The sequence below is a fragment of the Streptomyces sp. NPDC057617 genome (assembly GCF_042800555.1).
Lineage (GTDB): Bacteria > Actinomycetota > Actinomycetes > Streptomycetales > Streptomycetaceae > Streptomyces.
Window position 1 is genome coordinate 48515 of the sequence record NZ_JBHVGV010000016.1, and the last position, 20865, is coordinate 69379.

The following is a 20865-nucleotide window of genomic DNA, read 5'->3' on the forward strand; positions in this document are numbered from 1 at the left end:
GTCGATGAGTAGGTATGGCAGCAATGCGATAGATCACATATCCGGAAGCGCGCACTCCGCACAGCCGGAGACGAAGCGGCCGGAGACGGGACAGCAGCAAGCCGAGCGCGAAGCGGAAGTGAAAGCCGGGCGCGGGCCTCAACGGCCGGGCGGCGCCCGGCTGTTCGTGGCGCTCCTGCTATGCCTCGGTGTCGTCGTACTGCTGGTCCTGGTCAGCCTGGGGGTCGGCGCGCGGAGCATCCCGCTGGGGACGGTGGCGCGTGTCCTGGTCCATGACGACGGAAGCCCGGAGGCCATCATCGTCCGGCGGCTGCGGATGCCCCGTACCGTCCTGGCGGTGGTCGTCGGCGCGGCGCTCGCCCTCGCCGGGGTCGTCATGCAGGCCATCACCCGTAACCCGCTCGCCGAACCGGGCCTTGTGGGGGTCAACGCCGGCGCGTCGTTCGCCGTGGTGATCGCGATCGCCGGATTCGGGGTCAGCGGCGCGTCCGGCTATGTCTGGTTCGCCTTCGCGGGCGCGGTTCTGGCCGCCCTGCTCGTGTACGCGCTGACCTCCGGTGCCACCCGCGGTCACCACCACACCCGGCTCGTGCTGGCGGGGGCCGCGCTGTCGGCGAGTCTGGGGGCCTGTACGGGCATCCTCACCATGTTCGACACGGAGGCCTTTGACTCGTACCGCTTCTGGGTGGTGGGCGCGCTGGAGAACCGCGGTACGGAGGCGCTCACCGCCGCCGTCCCCTTCATCGCCGCCGGAACGCTGATCGCGCTGGCGCTCGGCCCGGCCCTCAACGCCCTCGCGCTGGGCGACGAGACGGGCGCGGCGCTCGGGCTCCGGGTGAGCCGGGTCCGCGCGGCCGGCTTTCTCTCGATCATGCTGCTGTGCGGTGCCTCCACCGCGGCCGCGGGCCCGATCGCCTTTGTGGGCCTGGTCGTTCCGCATGTCCTGCGGCTGCTCATCGGTCCCGACATCCGTCGGCTGCTGGTCCTCTCGCTGCCGGGCGGTGCCGTGCTGCTCCTGGTCAGCGATGTCGCGGGACGGGTGATCGCGCCTCCGGGCGAGATCGAGGCCGGGATCGTCACCGCGTTCATCGGCGCCCCTGTGCTGCTGTGGCTCGTCGTACGGCGCCGGGAGGTGACCGCGTGAGCGCCCCGACGCGTGTGCTGCGGGTTCCGGGCGGGTTCACACTCCGCTGGTCGGCGCGGACCGCGGCCGTCATGACCGTACTGCTGCTGGCCTGTGCCGCCGTGTGGGTGTTCGCCATGTTCACCGGTACGTACCGGATCGGTACGGGCCGGATCCTGGACGTACTCGCGGGCGGCGGCTCCGGCACCGACCGGTTCATCGTCGTGGGTCAGCGGCTGCCACGTGTCTGTGCGGCACTGCTCGTCGGGGCGGCCCTCGGGCTGTCCGGCGCGCTGTTCCAGAGCCTGTCGCGCAATCCGCTCGGCAGCCCGGATGTCATCGGCTTCACCACCGGCTCCACCAGCGGCGCGCTCGTCGTCATCCTGGCGGGCGGCGGGGCGGGCGGCGCGGCCGGGATGGGTGTCGGCGCGGGCTCGGTGCTGGGCGGTCTGGTCACGGCGGCGGCCGTGTACGGATTCACCGCGTCGCGCGGGGTGTCCGGCAGCCGGCTGGTGCTGGCGGGTATCGCCGTCGGCGCCATGCTCGCGTCGGTCAACGACTTCCTGCTCACCCGGGCCGATCTGGAGTCGGCCGAGAGCGCGAAGGCCTGGACGTTCGGCAGCCTCAACGCCGTCTCCTGGCCGCAGGTCACCCCCTTGGCGCTGGCCCTGCCGCTTCTCGCGGTGGCGGCGCTGGTCCTGGGCCGGCCGCTGCGGCTGATGGAGATGGGGGACGACACCGCGGGCGCGCTGGGGGTGAATGTCACCCGGACCCGCGGGCTCGCGCTGCTGCTCGGTGCCGCGCTCGCCGGTACGGCCATCGCCGTCGCGGGCCCCATAGGTTTTCTCGCGCTGGCGGCGCCTCAGCTCGCCCGCCGGATCACCCGTTCGCCCGGCGCGCCGATCGGTTCGGCCCTGCTCACCGGAGCGCTCGTCCTGGCCTTGGCCGATCTGCTGGCCCAGCGTCTTCTCTCCCCGTTCCAGATCCCGGTGGGCCTGGTCACGGGGGCGCTCGGCGGTGTCTATCTGCTGTGGCTGCTGTCGAGGGAGCGGAAGCACGTACGCCCGTCGTGACCGGGGCACTTGGCCGGGCGTCAGGTCTTCCGGGCGAGGGTGCGGTACGGCGAAGCGTCCGGTCTCGGATTACGATGATCGCATGAGATGGCCACCGCGCGGCATGGCACGGCCCGCTCGGGTGCGTGCCCTTCTGCTGCTGGTGCTGACACTGGCGGCGGGAGTACTGGCCATGCACGGCCTGGCCCCGGTTCCTCCGGCGGCCTCGTCCGCCACCGCGCCGCCGGCCGCTCATGTCATGCCGGCCAGTGCGCACGACTGCGTACAGTCCGGCCATGAGGGCGGCGGGCATCTCGATCACGCGGACGGCCTGTGCGCGGCGGCCGGTACCAGTACCGGACCCGCGCTCTCCGCCCTGGCGGCCTCGGGCCTCCCCGCCGGTCTCGCCGATCCGGCCACCGACCCGCGGCAGGCACCCGGAGCCGCGCCGGACGGCCAGGACCCGCCCTCTCTGAGCGAACTCCAACTCCTGCGCATATAGGCCCGCTCCACGGCCGACCCCTGCTCTTCGGGCCGTTGGCCGACTCGGCATGCCTTCATCCGGCTTTATTCGTACCTCTCGCACAGGAGTTGCTTCACCATGACCTCATTCCGCACCCCCGCCCGCCGGGCCGCGGCCACCGCGGCCGTCACCGGCGCCGTACTGGCACTCGCCGCCTGCGGCAACGACACCGGCTCATCGGGACAGGCCGGCCACGGCAACGGCTCGTCGCACTCCGCTTCGGCCTCGGCCTCCGGTACGGCGGCGGCCCCGGGGTCCGCGTCGGCACCGGACACCGCCCACAACGCCGCGGACATCGCGTTCGCGCAGAGCATGATCCCGCACCACCGGCAGGCGGTCGAGATGGCCGATCTCGCCGCCACCCGCGGCTCCTCGGCGGAGGTCATGACACTCGCCGCCGAGATCAAGAAGGCGCAGGACCCGGAGATCAAGACCCTGTCCGGCTGGCTGAAGGGCTGGGGCGAACAGATTCCGGCCGAGGGCGCGGACCACGCCGGTCACGCCATGGCCGGGATGATGGGCGAGGACGACATGTCCACGCTGGAGTCGGCGTCAGGGGCGGAGTTCGACACCGCGTTCCTGAAGCTGATGGTCAAGCACCACGAAGGCGCGGTCACCATGTCGAAGACGGAGCAGTCCCAGGGCGCGAACCCGGCCGCCAAGGACCTGGCCGGCCGTATCGTCACCGCCCAGAGCGCCGAGATCACCCGTATGAACGGTCTCCTCGACCGGTAGCAAGTGTCGGCAGGTAGCAGGTAGCAGGTAGCACCAGCCTTGGGGCCGGGGGCCGCGCATCAGCTGCGGCTCCCGGCGCCGGGCCCGGATGCCTTCAGTGCGGTTACGCGCCGCGCTCGCCGGCCCAGATGCCCCGTACGTGACCCATATGACGTCGCATCAGTTCCTCCGCGCCGTCGGCGTCGCCCGCCTCGATCAGGTCGAGCAGTTCGGCGTGCTCGTGCGACGAGGGGACGAGCTGGTCATGGGCGGCCAGGATGCTGAGGCCGTAGATCCGCGACCGGGAGCGGAGGGAGCGGACCGTCTCGACCAGATAGCTGTTGCCCGTCAGGCCCAGCAGCGTGAGATGGAACTCCATGTCGATGGTGACATGCGCGATCAGGTCCTGGCGGCGGGCCGCGTCCTCGATACCGGCGGCCAGCGGGCGCAGCCGTTCGATGACCGCCGGATCGACCCCGGCCTCGGCGATCCTGCGCACGGTCGGGATCTCGATCAGGGCACGCAGATGGGTGATGTCGTCGAGGTCCTGCTCGGACAGCTCGGTGACCCGGAAGCCCTTGTTCCGTACGGCCTCGACCAGGCCCTCCCGTACGAGATCGAGCATCGCCTCGCGCACCGGCGTCGAGGACACACCGAACTGCTCGGCCAGACTGGGCGCCGAGTAGACCACACCGGGACGCAGCTGACCGGAGATCACCGCCGCGCGCAGCGTCTCGATGATCTCCTCGCGGAGATTGCGCCGGGCGCTGAACGAGGGCAGTACCGGTGTCATGGGGTCGCCCACGCTCATTTTCCGTCTCCTTCACTGATGGCCTCGCGCACCGCACTGGCCACGACCAGATCCTCCCACGCCATGCCGACGCTCTTGAAGAGCCGGGGGCGCCGGCCGTCCACGGCGACGGTGCCGTTGACCAGGTCGGCCAGTGGCACCAGGCCGTCCCGGCCGATGCTGCCGTCCGCCAGCTCCGGGATCAGGTCCCCCGCTTCCCGTACGGCCGCCGCGCGGGACTCGACGACGACCGTCGAGCGGCGGACCGTGGCCGGGTCGACCTCGCGGGCGTCCGGTTCGTGGGACCCGACGGCGATCACGGTGGCATGGGGCGGGAGCAGCGCGCCGTCGAAGAGCGGGGCCCTGGCGGTCGTACAGCACGCGACGAGGTCGGCGCCCGCGACATCCGCCGGCTCCCCCGGTCCGATGTCGAGCCCGGTGTCGTCGAGCCCGGTGTCCCGGCGCGCCGCCTCGATGAATTCCGCCGTACGGCCCGGCGTACGCCCCACCACGGTCACCCGGTCCAGCGGGCGGACGGCCCGCAGCGCGTCGAGATGACCACGGGCCTGGGGCCCTGTACCGAACAGCACCAGATGGCCCGCGCCGGGTTCCGCGAGGTGGTCGGCGGCGAGGGCCGAGACCGCGGCGGTACGTACGGTCGTCAGCGCGCCCCCGTCGAGCAGCGCGAGCGGGGTGAGGGTCGGGGCGTCCAGCAGCAGATACTGCCCCTGGATACGGGGCCGCCCCGCCGCCGGGTTGGCCGGGGCGACGGTGGCGATCTTGACCCCCGCGTACCGCCGCTGGTGGGCGGGCATCAGGAGGAGCTGACCGTACGCCACGGGCACGACCGTACGGGGCGGATCGGACTCGGGGTCCAGCCCGCCCCGTAGCGCGCGCCGCAGCGCCTCGACCGCCGCCGCCATCGGCATGGCACGGAGGACGTCGGCGGCGCCGAGGAGCCGGGGCGCGGTCGTGGCCGTAACAGCCTTTGCGGTGCTCACAGTTCGAAGCCCTCGGGGAAGGGATCGTCGGGGTCGTAGTGGTACTGCGCGGTGCCGGTGATCCAGGCGCGGCCGGTGATGAGGGGTGTCACGGTGGTGAGCGCGCCGCCGGATCCGCCCTGCCCGTCGGCCTGTGCGCCAGCCCGTCCACCGAGTTGGCCCTGCTCGACGAGGCGGCCCGTGAAGTGCGTCCCGATGAACGACTCGTTGTCGAAGTCGGTGTCCAGGGCCAGTTCGCCGCGCGCGTGGAGCTGGGCCATCCGGGCACTCGTACCCGTACCGCACGGCGAGCGGTCGAACCAGCCGGGGTGGATGACCATCGCGTGCCGCGAATGCCGGGCGTCCGAGCCGGGGGCGGCCAGATAGACATGGTGGCAGCCGCTGATCTCGGGGTTGCCCGGGTGGACGGGGCGGTCCTGCTCGTTGATGGCGGCCATGATCGCCAGACCGGCGTCGAGCAGGCGCTGTTTCTCGGCCCGTTCGAAGGGGATGCCCAGCTTCTCCAGGGCGACGATGGCGTAGAAGTTGCCGCCGAAGGCCATGTCGTACGGGATGTCGCCCCAGGGCCCCACCCGTACCGTGCGGTCGAGACCGAGCGCGAACGACGGCACATTGCGCAGGGTGACCGCCTTCGCGGCCCCGCCCTCGACCCGTACCTCGGCGACGACCAGTCCGGCCGGGGTGTCGAGACGGATGGTGGTGACCGGTTCGACGACCTCGACCATGCCGGTCTCGACGAGGACGGTGGCGACCCCGATCGTGCCGTGACCGCACATCGGGAGACAGCCGGAGGTCTCGATGAAGAGCACGCCGTAGTCGGCGTCGGGGCGGGTCGGCGGCTGGAGGATGGCGCCGCTCATCGCCGAGTGGCCGCGGGGCTCGTTCATCAGGAACTTCCTGATGTGGTCGAGGTGTTCGACGAAGTACCGGCGGCGGTCGAACATGGTGGCGCCCGGTACGACTCCGACGCCGCCGGTGATCACCCTGGTGGGCATCCCCTCGGTGTGGGAGTCGACCGCGTGGAAGACTCTGCTGCTGCGCATGCGTGTTACCCGAGCCCTTCCGCGAGTGCCTTCTCGGTGGCCCGCCGCACGAGTTCCTCGTGCTCGGGGGTCAGCGGTACGCGCGGCTGGCGGCACGGGCCGCCGTACCGGCCGGCGAGATCCATGCTGAGCTTGATCGCCTGTACGAACTCCGTCCGCGAATCCCAGCGCAGCAGCGGGTGCAGCGTCCGGTAGAGGGGCAGCGCGGTCTCCAGATCGCCGGACGAGGCAGCCCGCCAGAGCGCGACCGAGGCGCGCGGGAAGGCGTTGGGGTAGCCGGACACCCAGCCGGGGGAACCGGCGACGGCCAGTTCCAGCGCGACATCGTCGGCGCCGCACAGGACATCGAGACCGGGGGCCAGTTCGGCGATCCGGTACGGGCGCCGGACATCGCCGGAGAACTCCTTGACCGCGACGATCAGCCCTTCGGCGTGCAGTTCGGCCAGCAGTTCCGGGACGAGGTCGACCTTGGTGTCGAAGGGGTTGTTGTACGCGACGACCGGCAGGCCCGCCTTGGCCACCTCGCGGTAGTGGGAGATCACGGCGCGCTCGTCGGCGCGGTAGGCGTTGGGCGGCAGGAGCATCACGGCGTGGGCGCCGGCCTCGCGGGCCTGCTCGGCCCAGCGGCGGGCTTCGTCGGCGCCGTAGGCGGCCACGCCGGGCATGACGGTGAAGGGGTACGGCGCGGTGCCGGCCGGGGCTGCCGCTTCGGCAGCCCGGGAGGCCTGGCGGGCCGCTTCGACCGCCGTGGTCACCACACGGGAGCGCTCCTGGGGCGAGAGGGTCTGGTACTCGCCGAGCGAACCGTTCGGTGTGACGCCGTCACAGCCGTTCTCCGCGAGCCAGGCGACATGCGCGGCGAAGCCGTCGAAGTCGACATCGAGCCGGCCTCCCGCCCGCTCGCGGAGGGGCAACGCCGTCGCGACCAATACGCCGTGCCACGGCTGCGCGCGCACGCCCGTGCCCATGCTCATGCGACCTCCATGGTTCCCGTTCCGGTGTCCGGGAGCCCCCGGGCGTGTGCAGTGTGACATTCCACTGAAGCTGCGTGCAATACGGCATGTGACATTCTATTGACCGGATTTCTGGTCCGAGGTGGAGTCGTCGGGGATGGGAGCGGGGGCGGGGTCAGGCTCGGGGGCGGGCGCGTCAACGTCGGGGGCGGTGTCGAGGCCGGGCTCGGGGTCGTCGGTGCCGAGGCCTGCTGCGAGCGTGCCGAGCGTCAGCGGCTGCGCGACAGGCCGGCCCGCCATGGAACGCAGATCGTCCTCGGTCGGCGCGCGCCCGGTGCGCGCGGCGACCAGACAGCCGACGGCGTAACCGCAGACCCGCCCCTGGCAGAGCCCCATACCGGGACGTGCGTACAGCTTGACCCCGCGGGCATCGGTCGCGCCCAGTTCCTCGACCGCCTCGGTGACCGCCTCCGAGGTCACCTCCTCGCACCGGCACACCAGGGTGTCCGTGTCCAGCCATGTCGTCCATCCCGGCCGTACCGGATACGCCTCGTGCAGGGCGGTGGCGAACCCCCGCTGCGCCGCGCGCCGCCGCGTCAGCCGCCGTACCACCGCCCGGCTCGGGGCCGCGCCGGTCGTGACGAAGGCGGCGTGCAGCCCGGCGAGTTCGCCCTCGGTCACGGACAGGGCCGCTCCCCCGACCCCGCAGACCTCGCCCGCCAGATAGACACCGGGAACGGTACTGAGCTGCCGTCCGTCGGCGGTGGCCACCAGGCTGCCGTCGAGATCGCGGTGGGTGGCACAGCCGAGCTGGAGCGCGATCTCGGTCTGGGGTGTGAAGCCGTAGCCGACGGCGAGGGTGTCGCAGTCGATACGGCGCCAGCTGCCCGGCATGACGCGCCACCCCGCGTCGAGGCGTGCGACCGTCGCTCCGGTGACCTCGCCGTCCCCGTGGGCGGCGATCACGGCCGTACGGGTCCGGTACGGAACCCGGTGACGCAGCAGGGTGCGCAGGAAGTCCGCGCCCTCGGCGAGTTTCGCGGGGTTTCGGGCTACCGCGAAGGGATGGCGCCCGAGCCCGGCGGGCAGCCCGGCCTCGAAGACCCCGACCACCCGCGCCCCCGCCTCGGCCAGGCCCGCGGCGACGGCGAGCAGGAAGGGCCCGGTACCGGTGACCGCGATCCGCTGCCCGGCCACAACGCCCTGCCCCTTCAGCAGGGCCTGCACCCCGCCCGCCGTGAAAACACCGGGCAGGGTCCAGCCGGGGAAGGGCAGTTGACGGTCGTACGCACCGGTCGCGACGACGACCGTACGGCTGCGCAGGACACGCCCGGCCGGGCTGCCGGCTGTGTGCGTGGCAGCCATGTGGTCACGACCTGTGTGGTCGAGATCTGTGTGGTCAGGGCCTGTGTGGTCGGGAGCTGTGTGGTCAGGGCCTGTGTGGTCGGGAGCTATGTGGCCGCCGACCGTGTGGGCGGGGGCCGTGTGCGTACGGACCATATGCGCAGAGCCGGTATGGGCCGGGACCATATGGGTGCGGAAGCCATCGGCCGTCCGCTCGGCATGCCAGACCGAGTGCCCCGCCAGGTAGTCGATCCTGTCCGCATGAGCGGTCAGCCCGTACCGCAGCCGCTGGAAGGCCGTCCCGCCGTGCCCCGGCGCGCCCTCGTCGCCCGCGCGGTGCCGCCAGTACTGGCCGCCCGGCCGTGGCCCGGCGTCCACCAGCGCCACCCGCGCGCCCGCTGCCGCGGCCGTGACGGCCGCCGCGAGACCGGCCGGTCCCGCGCCCAGGACAGCGAGATCGTATGGAGTGTCAGCACGCGAGATCGTCATGGCCCGCTCCTTCCTGTGTCTGTACGACATCTCCGGGGGCGGCTTCGACCAGACAGGCCCGGTTGTTGGGGCGGCCGTTGACGACGACCAGACAGTCGAAGCAGATCCCGATCCCGCAGAACACCCCGCGCGGCGCGGCCCCGACCCGGGTGCGGCGCCACGAGCGGCGCCCGGCGGCGATGAGGGCGGCACCGATGGTCTGGCCGGCTTCGGCGGAGACCGTCTCGCCGTCGAAGCGGAACTGGCAGGCCGCTTCAGGCTCTTCGGCACCCGGGCCGGAGGCCGAGCCAACACCCTTGTGCGGACCGGGATTTGTGTCCGGGCTCATGCGGCGGCCTCCTCGAACCGGTCCGGGCGGAAGGGCGTGAGGTCCAGATCCGGTTCCGCCCCCGTGATGACCTGCGCGATGAGCCGCCCCGTACCGGTGGACAGCCCGATCCCCGCGCCCTCGTGCCCGCCCGCGTGCAGAAGACCGGGGGCGCGCGGGTCGGCACCGATCACCGGAAGATGGTCCGGGCAGTACGGCCGGAATCCCAAGTAGCTGCGGAGCAGCGTCACTTCGGCGAGAAACGGAAAGACGGCGATGGCCTGCGCGGCCAGCTTGCGCAGCACCGGCAGCGACATCGAGCGGTCGAAACCCACCCGTTCACGGCTGGCCCCGATCAGCACGGTGCCCGCCCGGGTGCCCTCGACCACCACCGAGGTCTCCAGGCCCGCGTTTCCGCTCGCCACATTGGCGACGTACTCGGCGGTGTACACCTTGTGCCGGATCACCCGGGGCAGTGGCTCGGTGACCAGGATGAAGCCCCGGCGGGGCAGCACCGGAACCGGCGCCCCCGCCAGCCCGGCCGTCTGCCCGCTCCAGGTCCCCGTGGCATTGACGACGGAGCCGGCATGGATGACGGGCGCCGAGGACGAATTCGTACGGACACCACAGACGGCGCCGCGGCCGTCCCGTACGAATCCGGTGACCTCGGTGCCCGGCAGTACAGTCGCTCCCCGGGCGCGGGCCTCCCGTAGCAGCCGCGCCGCCGCGAGCATGGGCTGGACCTGGCTGTCCTGCGGGTAGTACGCGCCCGAGACCACATCCCGGGTGATGTTGGGCTCCCGTTCGATGACTTCGGCGGCGGAGATGTCGACGGCGTCGATCCCGGCCGCGCGCTGAACGGCGGTGAGTTTCCGGAGTCCGTCGGCGGTCGGCTCCGCGGCGGCCACCACGACGCCGCCCTTCGCCTGGTACTCAAGCCGCTCCGCCCCCACCGCCTCGGCGGCCTCCCGCCACAGCCGCGAGGAGAGCAGGGCGAGATCGAGTTCGGGCCCCGGCTCCTTGTCGGAGAGCAGGATGTTGCCCTCGCAGGCGGCGGTCGTACCGCTCGCGATCGCGCCCCGCTCGACGACGGTGACGCGCAGGCCCGCCAGCGAACAGTAGTAAGCACAGGCGGCACCGACCATGCCCGCCCCGATGACAAGGACATCGGGAGATCGATCCGAGGTGTTCATGGCAGTACAATGTCACGCTGCAATGTCGCGCACCATACCCAGATCCTTCCGCCGGAGCGTCCCGCCCGCTCACGGCTCGGCGCCACTGCTCCCCAGCAGCTCCCTCCGTAACGCCAACTCGATTTCGTTCAGCGGGACTTCGGGGCAGAGCCGCTCGGGGTGACCACGAACCGGCCCGGTCAGCGGCCGGGAGTCCGGCCGGGGCGGCTGGGCCGAGGGGGGAATGTAGACCCAGATCCGACCGTAGGCGATCATCCACTTCCCCGTGGAGGACACAAGGGAGCGCAGGAGCCGGGCAAGACGGAGGCACATGCCCGAAGGATGGCGCAGCCCGCTGGAGTCGGACCCGAACGATCGCTGTAATTTTTCGGCCAATCAGCGTACGCATACGGTCTGCCTGCTGTACGGAAAGGTCGAGTGTGGCGATCGAACAGGTTTACGCATCGGCCGCGGCGCGACCCGGTCCGGCGCGGAAGCTTTCGGTCGTCGAGTAGCGAATTCGGTCACGGCGCGGTTCTGTGCAGAGAGAGCTGTGCGTATCGAAGCTGTCGTATCGAAGAGGCCCGAGCCGAGGCGGCCGGAATCAAGGAGGCCGGAATGAATCGACTGGTCGAAGGAGCGTTCAAAGGGGCCGCGGCCGGGGCCGCGGGCACCACGGCTCTGAACGTCGTCGGGTATCTCGACATGGTCGTACGGGCGCGGCCGGCCAGCACCACCCCCGAAGGCACCGTGGTACGCCTCTCGCAGATACTGCGGTTGCCCATTCCCGGCTCGGCGTCGGCGCGGGCCAACCGTATCGCCGGTCTCGCGCCCCTCACCGGCATCGTCGCGGGCCTCGCGGTGGGTGCACTGCTCGGGACAGCCCGCTCGGCGGGCTGGCGGGCGGGGCCGCTGACCGATGGCGCCGGGACCACGCTGGCGGCCCTGATCGGCACGAACGGCCCCATGACGGTGCTGGGAGTCACCGACCCCCGCACCTGGTCTGCGCTGGACTGGGTGTCCGACGTCGTGCCCCATCTGGCCTACGCGGCGGTGACCGTCGCGATCCTGGAGGGCCTAGACAGCCGCTCCGTGAGCCCGGCTCAGCGGGGAGGCCGTTCGGCGGGCTGCCGGAACCCCCGTTCCCGTGCGACAGAAGTGACGAGAGCCACGGTCAGGAAGGCGACGGGCAGGACCGGCGCGAAAAGCCGTGCGTCGGTGACCAGATAGCCGCTCCACGCGGCGCCGATGGGCAACGTCAGGATCAGAAGCGCGGTTTTCCACCGCAGCCTCCGCTTGGTGGCGAGTTCCGCCAGGACTCCGGTGAGCGTGCCGGTCAGATACGTGGTCGATACGTTGGGGGCTCCCGCGACCCGTACCACCGCGCTCTGACAGCCCATGGCGAAGGCCGCCGCCACCAGCAGCCCGATCCGTGTCCCCGGGCCGGGCCGCCCGGAGACCGCCATCCAGCAGGCGAGGACTCCGCACAGCACCAACAGCTCGACGGCCAGGGCGGTTTGATGGGCCCCGTATCCCAGCGGGCCCCGCTTCGCCACGGCGATCCGGGTACCGGCGAGGGCGCCGCAGACATATCCGCCGAAGGCCATCAGGGCGTGTGCCGCGAGGGAGAGGTCCTGCGAGCCCACGGCCAGTCCGAGCAGTGCCATGTTGGCGGTCATGACGCTGGTGAACACTCCGCCGAGCGCGAGAAAGCTGATCGCGTCCACCGACCCGGTCGTCAGGGTCAGCGCGAACACGACCCAGGACGAACCGAGCCGGTCCGTTGCCGCCGGGCGCGAGGTGCCGTCCTGGCCGGACGGCTGATCAGGGGAGGATGGAGTCGACATAGCCGCCGTCGGCTCGTACGGCGGCTCCTGTTGTGGCGGATGCCTGCTCGGAGCTGAGATAGACGACCGTGTTCGCGATTTCTTCGGGCTCGATCAGCCGCCCCAGCAGGGACTGGGGCCGGTGTTCGCGCATAAAGGTGCGCTGCGCCTCGTCCCAGGGCAGGGACCGGTTCACCAACTGGTAGACGAAGTCCTCGACACCGCCCGTGTGCGTGGCGCCGACGATGACCGAGTTCACGGTGACGCCGGTGCCCGCGCATGCCTTGGCGAATCCCCTGCCGACCGCCAGCAGCGCTGTCTTGGTCATGCCGTAGTGGATCATCTCCGCGGGGATCGCCACGGCCGCGTCACTGGCGATGTACTGGACGCGGCCCCAGCCCCGGTCCATCATCCCGGGCAGATAGGCGCGGGTGAGCCGGATGGAGGACAGGACGTTCACCTCGAAGTAGCGCCGCCACTCGTCGTCAGTGATCTCCAGTGCCGGACGGGCTTCGAAGATCCCGAGATTGTTGATGAGAATGTCGGCGTCCGCCAGCAGCTCCAGCGCGCGGGCCGCGCCCTCCTCCGTACCGAGGTCCGCCACCACCGGCACGAGACGCGCGTGCGGAGCCTCCTTCTCCAGACGCGCCACAGCCTCCTCCACATGCGAAGAGTCCCGTCCGTTGACGCCGACCCGCGCGCCCGCCCGGGCGAGCCCCGCAGCGATCGCGGCGCCGATGCCCTGTGTCGATCCGGTGACAAGGGCGGTACGGCCCTCAAGGTTCAGCTCCATCAGCGCACTCCCAGTCCGGCCGGCTGTCTCCCCCTCCAGTCCGATCATCAAGGAGCCGCGCCGCCCCCGCAGCGGGTGAGGGGCCGACCGGACCCGGCAGATACCGCAAGCCGTGCGCGACAACCGGCGCGACGGAGTCCCGCGGCGGGCAGTGATCCGCCGCGGGACTCCGACCGGTACGGGTGTGACGCCGGAGCGGGATTACTCCTGGATCTGGATGGCCAGGGCCGGGCAGACCGCCGCCGCGTGGCGGGTGTCGGCGGCCTGGTCCGGGTTCGGCTCGGAGGTGAGGAGGACCGCGATGCCGTCCTCGTCACGCTGGTCGAACACGTCCGCGGCGGCGACCACGCACTGTCCGGATGCTACGCACTTGTCCTGATCGAGGGTGACCTTCACGATATCTCCTTTGACAGCGCTGTTCGTCGGGCTGAGAGGTCGAGGGGCTGGGGGTTACGGAGCGGGGGTCGGTGCCGGGGCCGGGCCCGGCCGGTCGCCGGGGTCACCAGGTGACGGGCAGCTCGTACACCCCGTACACGACACCGTCGTGCTTGAACGGGATCTGTTCGAGGCCGGCCGCCAGTCGCAGGCCGGGGATGCGCTTGTACAGGGTGCTGTAGACGACCTGGAGCTCCAGCCGGGCCAGCGGCTGGCCCAGGCACTGGTGCACGCCGAATCCGAAGGCCACGTGGTGGCGGGCGTCGCGCCGGAGGTCGAGGCGGTCGGGGTCCGGGAAGGCCTCGGGGTCGCGGTTGGCGATGTCGGTGGCCAGGACCAGCCCCTCGCCGGCGCGGATGCGCTGTCCGGCGATGTCGATGTCTTCGAGGGCGACCCGGCGCCGGCCGTTGTGGACGATGTTGAGGTAGCGCAGCAGCTCTTCCACGGCCGAGGCGACCAGCTTGGGATCGTCCGTGTCACGCAGGAGCGCGAGCTGGTCGGGGTGTTCGAGCAGGGCGAGCGTACCGAGCGCGATCATGTTCGCGGTGGTCTCATGTCCGGCGATCAGCAGCAGCACGCCCATCTGGGCCGCTTCCTGCCGGGTCAGCTCCCCGGCCTTCACCCGCTCGGTCAGCCCGGACAGCAGGTCGTCGGCGGGCGCGGCGAGCTTCTCGCCCATGAGGCCGTCCAGATAGTCGCCCAGCGCGCGCATGGCGCCGGCCCGCTCCTCTGGGGCGGCGTCGCGCTTGATGACGACCTTGCTGTTGTCCTGGAAGAAGTCGTGGTCGCTGTAGGGCACTCCGAGCAGTTCACAGATCACCAGCGAGGGCACCGGCAGGGCGAACGCGTCGACCAGGTCGACCGGTTTCGGACCGGCCAGCATGCCGTCGATCAGGTCGTCGACGATCTTCTGGATGGCCGGTCGCAGCGCCGCCACGCGTTTGATGGCGAAGGGCGCGGTCACCATGCGCCGCATCGTGGCGTGTTTGGGGTCGTCCATCAGGATGAAGCTGCCGGACCCGGACTGACTGCCGGGGGCGACCGCTGTCTGGAGCGGGTAGCCGGGCCGGGTGATGTCCGCGCTGACCCGCGGGTCGGCGAGCAGGGCCCGCTGCTCGGCGTACCGCGTCACCATCCATGGCGTACTGCCGTCCCACAGACGGACCTTGGCGAGCGGGGCCTCCTTCTGCTTGGCGATCGCGGTCGGAGGCGGGTCGAAGGGGCAGCCCGCCGCCCTGGACATGGGGAAATCCGGAATGTCGGCCGGGAGTTCGCCGGCCGTGGGGACCGTGCTGGTCATCGTGTACTCCAAGGGGGGTGTGTTGTGTTGCGGTGTTCTCTTGTGGTGTTCTCGCGGTCGGATGGTGGTGCGGGGGTACGCCCGGCCGGGCCCGGTTCGGTGGGCCGGAGCGGGCAGCCGCGCCGCGGGGAGTGTCAGCGCGGCGCGGACGGCTGGGAGTGTCAGCGCGGCGCGTGCGCGGAGCCGGACACGGCGAGCGCGTCGGCGACCTCTTGGCGGCGTACGCGCGCCTGCTTGGGCATGTTCCAGCCGAGCACGCCGGTGACCTTGCCGTCGCGTCTGTAGCGCGCGACGAATCGCCCGGCCTCCGGGTCGCCGTCGACGACGGTCACTTCGGCGTCGGCGGGGAGCACGCCGTACACCTGGATCCTGGTGCCGAACTGGTCGGTCCAGAAGTACGGCACGGGGGTGTACGGCCGGTCGTCGCCGAGGATGTTGGCCGCGACGGCGACGGCCTGTTCGGTGGCGTTGGTACGGTTCTCCAGCCGCAGCAGCGCGTCGAGCCGGTCGTGGTGCCACCGTGCGACGTCCCCGACGGCGTAGATCCCGTCGGCGGCCCGGCAACGGGAGTCGCACACCAGGCCGTTGTCCACCGGCAGACCGCTGTCGCGGAGCCATCCGGTGACCGGGTCGCCTCCGATCGCGACCACGACCAGGTCGGCCGGCAGCACCTCGCCGGTGTCCAGGCCCACCCCGGTGACCGTGCCCCGGGCGCCGGTCAGTTCTCGTACGCCCGTTCCCAGCCGGAGCCGTACCCCGTGCTCGGTGTGGAGTCGGGCGAGCAGGCCCGCGGCCGGCCGGCCGAGCTGGCTCGCCATGGGCGCCTGCTGAGGGCCCGCGAGAGTGACGTCCAGGCCCATGGTCCGGGCGGTGGCGGCGACTTCGGCGCCGAGCACTCCGTCCCCGACGACCACGAGCCGTGCGGACCGCAGCAGGCCGGCGCGCAGCGCGAGCGCGTCGTCGAGGGTGCGCAGCACATGGACCCCGGCCAGACCGGCCTGCCCGGGAAGGGTTCTGGGGCTCGTCCCGGTGGCTATGACAACGGTGCCGGCGCGCAGTGTGCGTCCGGACGCGGTGTGTACGGCGCGTGCCGGTGTGTCCATACCGACGGCCGGGTCACCGAGGACGAACTCGGCGTCCAGTGCCTCCAGTACGTCTCGCGGCCGCAGCAGCGCCCGGTCCGGGTCCCAGGCGCCGGAGAGGACCTGCTTGGACAACGGCGGCCGGTCGTAAGGGAGATGGGGCTCCGCTCCCAGTACGGTCACCGCGCCCGGGTAGCCGCCCCGCCGCAGCGCTTCCACCGTGGCGAGTCCCGCGGCGGACGCGCCGACCACAAGGACACCGGCGGGGGCGCTCACGCCCCCTCGCTCAGCGAGATCGCGGCGGCCGGACACACACCGGCGGCCTCACGGACGACGGTGTGCAGCGGCTCCGGCGGGGTCGCGTCGAGCAGCACCACAACGCCGTCCTCGTCGCGCTGGTCGAACACGTCCGGGGCGAGCAGTACACACTGGCCCGCGCCGCAGCACATGGCCTCGTCCACCGCTACCTTCATCACCTTCATCGTCGGCACTCCTGCGGTTCACGTAATTGCATGGGGGGGGTGTTCCTTCGTCAGGCGCGTGAGACGGGGGCCAGCAGCAACGCGACGATCGCGTCGACCAGGCCGGAACCCGCGTCGCGCCAACTGGATCGTGGGGTGGGGGTGCCCTGGGCGAGCGCGCGCTCCCGCTCGGCGCACATGTGCACCATGAGCTGGCGGGCCATGTCATTGCGCTCGGCCCGCACATCGGCGGGCAGGCCGGCCAGGCACCGGTCGAGTCCGTCGGCGATCCGGTGCAGCGAGGGCGAGGTGAGCGATTCCTGGATCATGATGTCGCGCAGGGCCGGGTCGGTCATCACCTGCGCGCCGAACCGGGCGTACCACGTGGGAGTGCCCAGCGCGTCGAGATATTCGGTGACCGGGCGCACCAGACAGGCCACCCAGTCCCGGGTGTCGGAGGAATCGCCGGCCTCCGTGACCATCCGCAGGCGCAGCCGCTCTATCCCCTCGTTGTGTTTGTGCGCGATCGCCCGTACGAGATCCGCCTTGGTACCGAAGTGGTAGCCGACCGCGGCATTGTTGCCCTGTCCCGCGGCTTCGCTCACTTGGCGATTGGAAACAGCGAATACCCCGTCTTCCGCGAACAGCCGCTCCGCCGCGGTGAGGATCAGCTCACGCGTCGCGTCGGCCCGGGCCGTACGGACGGACCTGCCCGTCATGGTCACCACCGCACCGGCAGTTCGCGGAGTCCGCCGACGACGAGGCCCTCCACGCGGCGCAGGTCCCGCGCCGGTACGGCCAGCTCCAGCGAGGGAAGCCGGCGCAGCAGTACCGAGAGAACCGCCTGGAGTTCGGTACGGGCCAGCGCCTGCCCGAGGCAGGAGTGCGCCCCGACACCGAAGGCGAGATGCGGATTCGGGCTCCGGCCGAGGTCCATCTCCCCGGCGCCGTCGAACGCGTCCTCGTCGCGGTTGGCCGCGGCCATGCTGCACACCACGGTTGTGCCCAGCGGCAGCACGGCTCCGCCGACCTCGACCTCCTGGTCGAGATAGCGCGGCATGCCGAACCCGGGGTTCGCGTCGTACCGCAGTGCCTCCTCGACCGCGGAGCGCACGAGCGAGCGGTCCTCGACCAGTCGCTCCCAGCGCCGCCGGTCCGCCAGCAGCATGCCGGTCATCTTCCCGATCATGTTCGCCGTCGTCTCGTGCCCGGCAACCAGCAGCCCCTGGCCGGTGCCCACCAGCTCCGCGTCGGTCAGACCGCCGCCGTCGGCGTCCGTACCGGCAATCAGCTCGCTGAGCAGGTCTTCGCCCGGCTCGGCCCGCCTGGCCGCGACCTGACCGGCCATGTACGCGACGAATTCCCGCTGCGCCGCGTCGATCTCAGCCTGGGTGTACCGGGTCAGATTGAGCAACGTGTCGGACCAGTGGGCGAACTTGTCGCGGTCCGAGTCCGGGACACCGAGCAGATCGCAGATCACCCACACCGGCAGCGGGAAGCCGAGGCTCGCCTTCAGATCCGCCGGATGGCCGCGCTCCACCATCTCGTCGATGAGCCGGTCGGCCATCTCCTCGATGCCCGGCCGCAGCGCCGCCATCCGCTTGGCCGTGAACCACCGGCCGACCATCCGGCGCCACCGCTGATGCCCCTCGCCGCCCTGGGGAAGCGTGTTCGCCATGGAGCCGTTGAACACCCCGCCCGACTCATTGGCGGAAACTCTCGCGGCGCCGGCGGCGCTGAGCTGCCGGGTGAACCGCGGGTCGGACAGCACTTGCTTCACATCGTCGTAGCGGGTCAGCAGCGAGGCCTCGTCGCCACTGGGCAGCTTCACCCGGGCGACCGGGCACCGGCCCCGCAACCGCTCCCACTCCGCCGGGGGCTCCAGCGCGTCCGCGCTGGAGATCGGATAGCTCAGCACCTGATCGCTCTCGCTGTGGCTCATCGCGTGTCTCCTCGAAGCTGGTTTTGCGTCGAAGCTGGATTTGCGCTTGTGATCAGTTAACTGCGGCCATAGAGGTAAAGCAAGCGACTGACTTAATTTCGCCCCCTGGGTATCCGCTGCCCGGACGGAGGCGGCCCTTGTCCCGCCGGAGAAGCTCAGCTCCGGGCGAGGTCCGAAGCCTCCTGCTGGGCAGGGGATACGGCCGTACGCTCCCCCAGGGGCGCCTTGCGGCCGGGGATGGCGAGGGTGATGGCGGCCGCGACCAGCGCGACCCCTCCGCCGATGAGCATGCCCGTACGGAACCCGTCCTCGGAGGCGATCTCGTACCCGCCCATCCGTACGGTCATCTGCGCCAGGACGACACCGACGACGGCGGCCGAGACCGAGGTGCCCACAGAGCGCATGAGCGCGTTGAAGCCATTGGCGGCCGCCGTCTCGGACTGGGGTACGGCGGACATGATGAGCGCAGGCATGGCGCCGTACGCCAGGGCGACCCCCGTACTGCCGATGCAGACGACGATCATCAGGCCCCAGGCCTCGCCCATCAGGAACAGGGACGAGATGTAGCCGGCGGCGATGACCAGGGAGCCGACGAACAGGGTGACCTTGGGGCCACGGGCCGCGGAGAGCTTCGCGCCCACCGGGGAGAGGGCCATCATGAACAGGCCTCCGGGCATCATCCACAGGCCGGCGGCGAGCATCGACTGCCCGAGACCGTAGCCGGTGGCCTCGGGGAGCTGGAGCAGCTGCGGCACGATGAGCGACTGGGCGTACATCGAGAAGCCGACGACGACCGAGGCGAGGTTCGTCAGCAGGACCTGGCGCCTGGCCGTGACCCTCAGGTCGACGAGGGGGTCGGTGACGCGCAGCTCCCAGCGGCCCCAGAGCAGCAGCAGGACGACGCCCGCGGCGGACAGGCCGAGCGTGGTGCCGCTCGTCCAGCCCCAGTCGGCGCCCTTGGAGACCGTCAGGAGCAGGCACAGCAGCCCGGATCCCAAGCCGGCCGCGCCCACGTAGTCGAAGCCGCCCCGCCCGGTGGGCTCGATACGCGGTACGACCCGCCAGATCAGCGCGCCGATCACGGCACCGAGGCCGGCCGAGCCCCAGAACAGGACGCGCCAGCTCATGTTCTCGGCCACGGCGGCGGCGATCGGCAGACCGAGCGCCCCGCCGATCCCCAGGGAGGCGCTGATGAGGGCGATGGAGGAGCCCACCCGCTCGGCCGGCACGACATCACGTACGGCGCTGATGCCCAGCGGCACGATGCCCATACCCATGCCCTGGAGGGCCCGTCCGATCACCATGGGGGCGAGCGAGTCGGCCAGGGCGCAGATCACCGAGCCCGCCACCAGGGGCAGGATCGAGATGAGCAGCATGCGCCGCTTGCCGAACATGTCGCCGAGCCGGCCCATGACCGGGGTGCAGATCGCCCCCGCCAGCAGGGTGGCGATCACCGCCCAGGACGCGTTCGAGGCGGTGGTGTGCAGGATCTGGGGCAGCTCGCCGACGAGGGGCACCACCAAGGTCTGCATCAGGGCGGCGACGATTCCGGCGCACGCCAGCACGACGACGGTCCCCCCGGAATGCGGACCGGGGCCGGCCTGAGCGCTGGGCCCGGCCTGTGCACTGGGGCTGGGGCCGGACTGTTGGGCGTTCACGTTGTCTCCTCCATGGCGGAACCTCGGACTGGCGTGTGCATCATGCAAACGATGAGCATCGTACACGCGATATGCATCATGCACATCCGGTGGTATACAAGGGGAAAGGCCCGGCAAAGAAACGATGAAGGAGGGTCACCGTGACGGATGAGACGGATGAGGGAGGGCCACCGTGACGACGGAAAACCGACGACGGCTGGAGCGCGAGCTGATGCTCCTGGCACGTCACTCCGTCACGTCACCCCGGGGCAAGCGCGGCGGCGGTCTGATGGACCGCAGCGCGTATCTGCTGCTCAGCAGGATCGAGTTGGACGGCCCGATGTCGGTCGCGGAGCTGTCGGAGGCCTTCGGGCTCGGCGTGTCGACGCTCAACCGGCAGACGTCGGCGATGCTGCGGGCCGGCCTGGTCGACCGGGTACCGGATCCCGACGGCGGTATCGCGCGCAAGTTCCGTATCACGCCGGTCGGCCGGGACCGGCTGCACAAGGAACGCGATGTCGTGGTCAACGGACTCGGGCGCGTACTGGAACACTGGACCCCCGAAGAGATCGACGCCTTCACGGGCGCGCTGGAGCGGTTCAACTCCGACGTGGAACGTTATGTGGGCCGCCCCTGGCCACGCCCTTGCGAGGACGCGTCGCCGGAGGCCGCGGCGTCCGCGAGGACGGAGTAGCCGGAGCCGTCGAGGGCCCGTCCGCCTGTGCGGACGTACCGCCCGCGGCGGGTGCTTCGTTCCCGGCTGGACGGTTTTCGGCCTTATTTCCCCCGGACCGCCGGAATACCGCCGGAGGGCGACACCTCAAGCCTATGCTTCTACAGCGGTGTAGATAGAACGAGGGGTCGCGGTCCGGCGCGGT

General features: G+C 71.3%; 22 protein-coding genes. 5 read left to right on the forward strand and 17 right to left on the reverse strand.

What is annotated here, in order from left to right; genetic code table 11:
• The first annotated feature begins 4 nt into the window (after positions 1 to 4).
• From ACFU9P_RS30755 to ACFU9P_RS30770, 4 genes are all read left to right on the forward strand, one after another.
• Positions 5 to 1144 carry a FecCD family ABC transporter permease gene (locus tag ACFU9P_RS30755; RefSeq protein WP_384087130.1) on the forward strand — a complete coding sequence of 380 codons (1140 nt, stop codon included), beginning with the start codon at positions 5 to 7 and terminating at the stop codon, positions 1142 to 1144.
• Positions 1141 to 2196, forward strand: coding sequence for a FecCD family ABC transporter permease (locus ACFU9P_RS30760; protein ID WP_384087133.1), 1056 nt, complete (start codon positions 1141 to 1143; stop codon positions 2194 to 2196). Before ACFU9P_RS30755 ends, ACFU9P_RS30760 begins: the two co-directional genes overlap by 4 nt.
• 82 nt (positions 2197 to 2278) lie before the next feature.
• The gene (locus tag ACFU9P_RS30765) at positions 2279 to 2677 is read left to right on the forward strand and encodes a DUF6153 family protein (RefSeq protein ID WP_384087136.1); all 399 of its coding nucleotides are present in this window, start codon (positions 2279 to 2281) and stop codon (positions 2675 to 2677) included.
• Positions 2678 to 2776: 99 nt separating this feature from the next.
• The gene (locus ACFU9P_RS30770) at positions 2777 to 3433 is read left to right on the forward strand and encodes a DUF305 domain-containing protein (protein ID WP_384087139.1); all 657 of its coding nucleotides are present in this window, start codon (positions 2777 to 2779) and stop codon (positions 3431 to 3433) included.
• Positions 3434 to 3536: 103 nt separating this feature from the next.
• Here ACFU9P_RS30770 and ACFU9P_RS30775 read toward each other — a convergent pair whose 3' ends face one another.
• The 17 genes from ACFU9P_RS30775 to ACFU9P_RS30855 form a co-directional block, all read right to left on the reverse strand.
• A complete protein-coding gene (locus ACFU9P_RS30775; RefSeq protein ID WP_384087142.1) occupies positions 3537 to 4223 on the reverse strand; it encodes a GntR family transcriptional regulator in 687 nt (228 codons plus the stop codon).
• Positions 4220 to 5203, reverse strand: coding sequence for an ornithine cyclodeaminase family protein (locus ACFU9P_RS30780; RefSeq protein WP_384087145.1), 984 nt, complete (start codon positions 5201 to 5203; stop codon positions 4220 to 4222). Before ACFU9P_RS30780 ends, ACFU9P_RS30775 begins: the two co-directional genes overlap by 4 nt.
• Positions 5200 to 6246 carry a proline racemase family protein gene (locus ACFU9P_RS30785; protein ID WP_384087148.1) on the reverse strand — a complete coding sequence of 349 codons (1047 nt, stop codon included), beginning with the start codon at positions 6244 to 6246 and terminating at the stop codon, positions 5200 to 5202. The genes ACFU9P_RS30780 and ACFU9P_RS30785 overlap by 4 nt, the downstream gene beginning before the upstream one ends.
• 5 nt (positions 6247 to 6251) lie before the next feature.
• Entirely contained in the window at positions 6252 to 7214 is a 963-nt protein-coding gene (locus ACFU9P_RS30790) for a dihydrodipicolinate synthase family protein (protein ID WP_384087315.1), read from the reverse strand.
• Between the two features lie 102 nt (positions 7215 to 7316).
• Positions 7317 to 9032 (reverse strand): FAD-dependent oxidoreductase, encoded by a 1716-nt coding sequence (locus ACFU9P_RS30795; protein WP_384087151.1) that lies wholly within the window; start codon positions 9030 to 9032, stop codon positions 7317 to 7319.
• The gene (locus ACFU9P_RS30800; protein ID WP_384087153.1) at positions 9013 to 9360 is read right to left on the reverse strand and encodes a (2Fe-2S)-binding protein; all 348 of its coding nucleotides are present in this window, start codon (positions 9358 to 9360) and stop codon (positions 9013 to 9015) included. Before ACFU9P_RS30800 ends, ACFU9P_RS30795 begins: the two co-directional genes overlap by 20 nt.
• Positions 9357 to 10532 carry an NAD(P)/FAD-dependent oxidoreductase gene (locus ACFU9P_RS30805; RefSeq protein ID WP_376372176.1) on the reverse strand — a complete coding sequence of 392 codons (1176 nt, stop codon included), beginning with the start codon at positions 10530 to 10532 and terminating at the stop codon, positions 9357 to 9359. Before ACFU9P_RS30805 ends, ACFU9P_RS30800 begins: the two co-directional genes overlap by 4 nt.
• Before the next feature lie 69 nt (positions 10533 to 10601).
• Positions 10602 to 10787 carry a DUF6059 family protein gene (locus ACFU9P_RS30810; RefSeq protein ID WP_384087156.1) on the reverse strand — a complete coding sequence of 62 codons (186 nt, stop codon included), beginning with the start codon at positions 10785 to 10787 and terminating at the stop codon, positions 10602 to 10604.
• Positions 10788 to 11614: 827 nt separating this feature from the next.
• On the reverse strand, positions 11615 to 12358 hold the full coding sequence (locus ACFU9P_RS30815; RefSeq protein ID WP_384087159.1) for a YoaK family protein: 744 nt from the start codon (positions 12356 to 12358) through the stop codon (positions 11615 to 11617).
• A complete protein-coding gene (locus ACFU9P_RS30820; RefSeq protein ID WP_384087162.1) occupies positions 12336 to 13130 on the reverse strand; it encodes an SDR family NAD(P)-dependent oxidoreductase in 795 nt (264 codons plus the stop codon). Before ACFU9P_RS30820 ends, ACFU9P_RS30815 begins: the two co-directional genes overlap by 23 nt.
• 201 nt (positions 13131 to 13331) lie before the next feature.
• A complete protein-coding gene (locus tag ACFU9P_RS30825) occupies positions 13332 to 13526 on the reverse strand; it encodes a ferredoxin (RefSeq protein ID WP_376372189.1) in 195 nt (64 codons plus the stop codon).
• A 103-nt stretch (positions 13527 to 13629) separates the two neighbouring features.
• A complete protein-coding gene (locus tag ACFU9P_RS30830) occupies positions 13630 to 14865 on the reverse strand; it encodes a cytochrome P450 (RefSeq protein WP_384087166.1) in 1236 nt (411 codons plus the stop codon).
• Positions 14866 to 15026: 161 nt separating this feature from the next.
• Positions 15027 to 16223: an NAD(P)/FAD-dependent oxidoreductase gene (locus ACFU9P_RS30835; RefSeq protein ID WP_384087169.1), complete on the reverse strand. Its 1197-nt coding sequence runs from the start codon at positions 16221 to 16223 to the stop codon at positions 15027 to 15029.
• Entirely contained in the window at positions 16220 to 16420 is a 201-nt protein-coding gene (locus ACFU9P_RS30840) for a ferredoxin (RefSeq protein WP_384087318.1), read from the reverse strand. Before ACFU9P_RS30840 ends, ACFU9P_RS30835 begins: the two co-directional genes overlap by 4 nt.
• Positions 16421 to 16479: 59 nt before the next feature.
• On the reverse strand, positions 16480 to 17127 hold the full coding sequence (locus ACFU9P_RS30845; RefSeq protein WP_376372198.1) for a TetR/AcrR family transcriptional regulator: 648 nt from the start codon (positions 17125 to 17127) through the stop codon (positions 16480 to 16482).
• Positions 17128 to 17129: 2 nt separating this feature from the next.
• Entirely contained in the window at positions 17130 to 18350 is a 1221-nt protein-coding gene (locus ACFU9P_RS30850; RefSeq protein WP_384087172.1) for a cytochrome P450, read from the reverse strand.
• Between the two features lie 155 nt (positions 18351 to 18505).
• Positions 18506 to 20008 carry an MFS transporter gene (locus tag ACFU9P_RS30855; RefSeq protein ID WP_384087175.1) on the reverse strand — a complete coding sequence of 501 codons (1503 nt, stop codon included), beginning with the start codon at positions 20006 to 20008 and terminating at the stop codon, positions 18506 to 18508.
• Between the two features lie 211 nt (positions 20009 to 20219).
• On the opposite strand from ACFU9P_RS30855, the gene ACFU9P_RS30860 reads away from it, so the two are divergent.
• Entirely contained in the window at positions 20220 to 20681 is a 462-nt protein-coding gene (locus ACFU9P_RS30860) for a MarR family winged helix-turn-helix transcriptional regulator (RefSeq protein WP_376372810.1), read from the forward strand.
• Positions 20682 to 20865 lie beyond the last annotated feature (184 nt).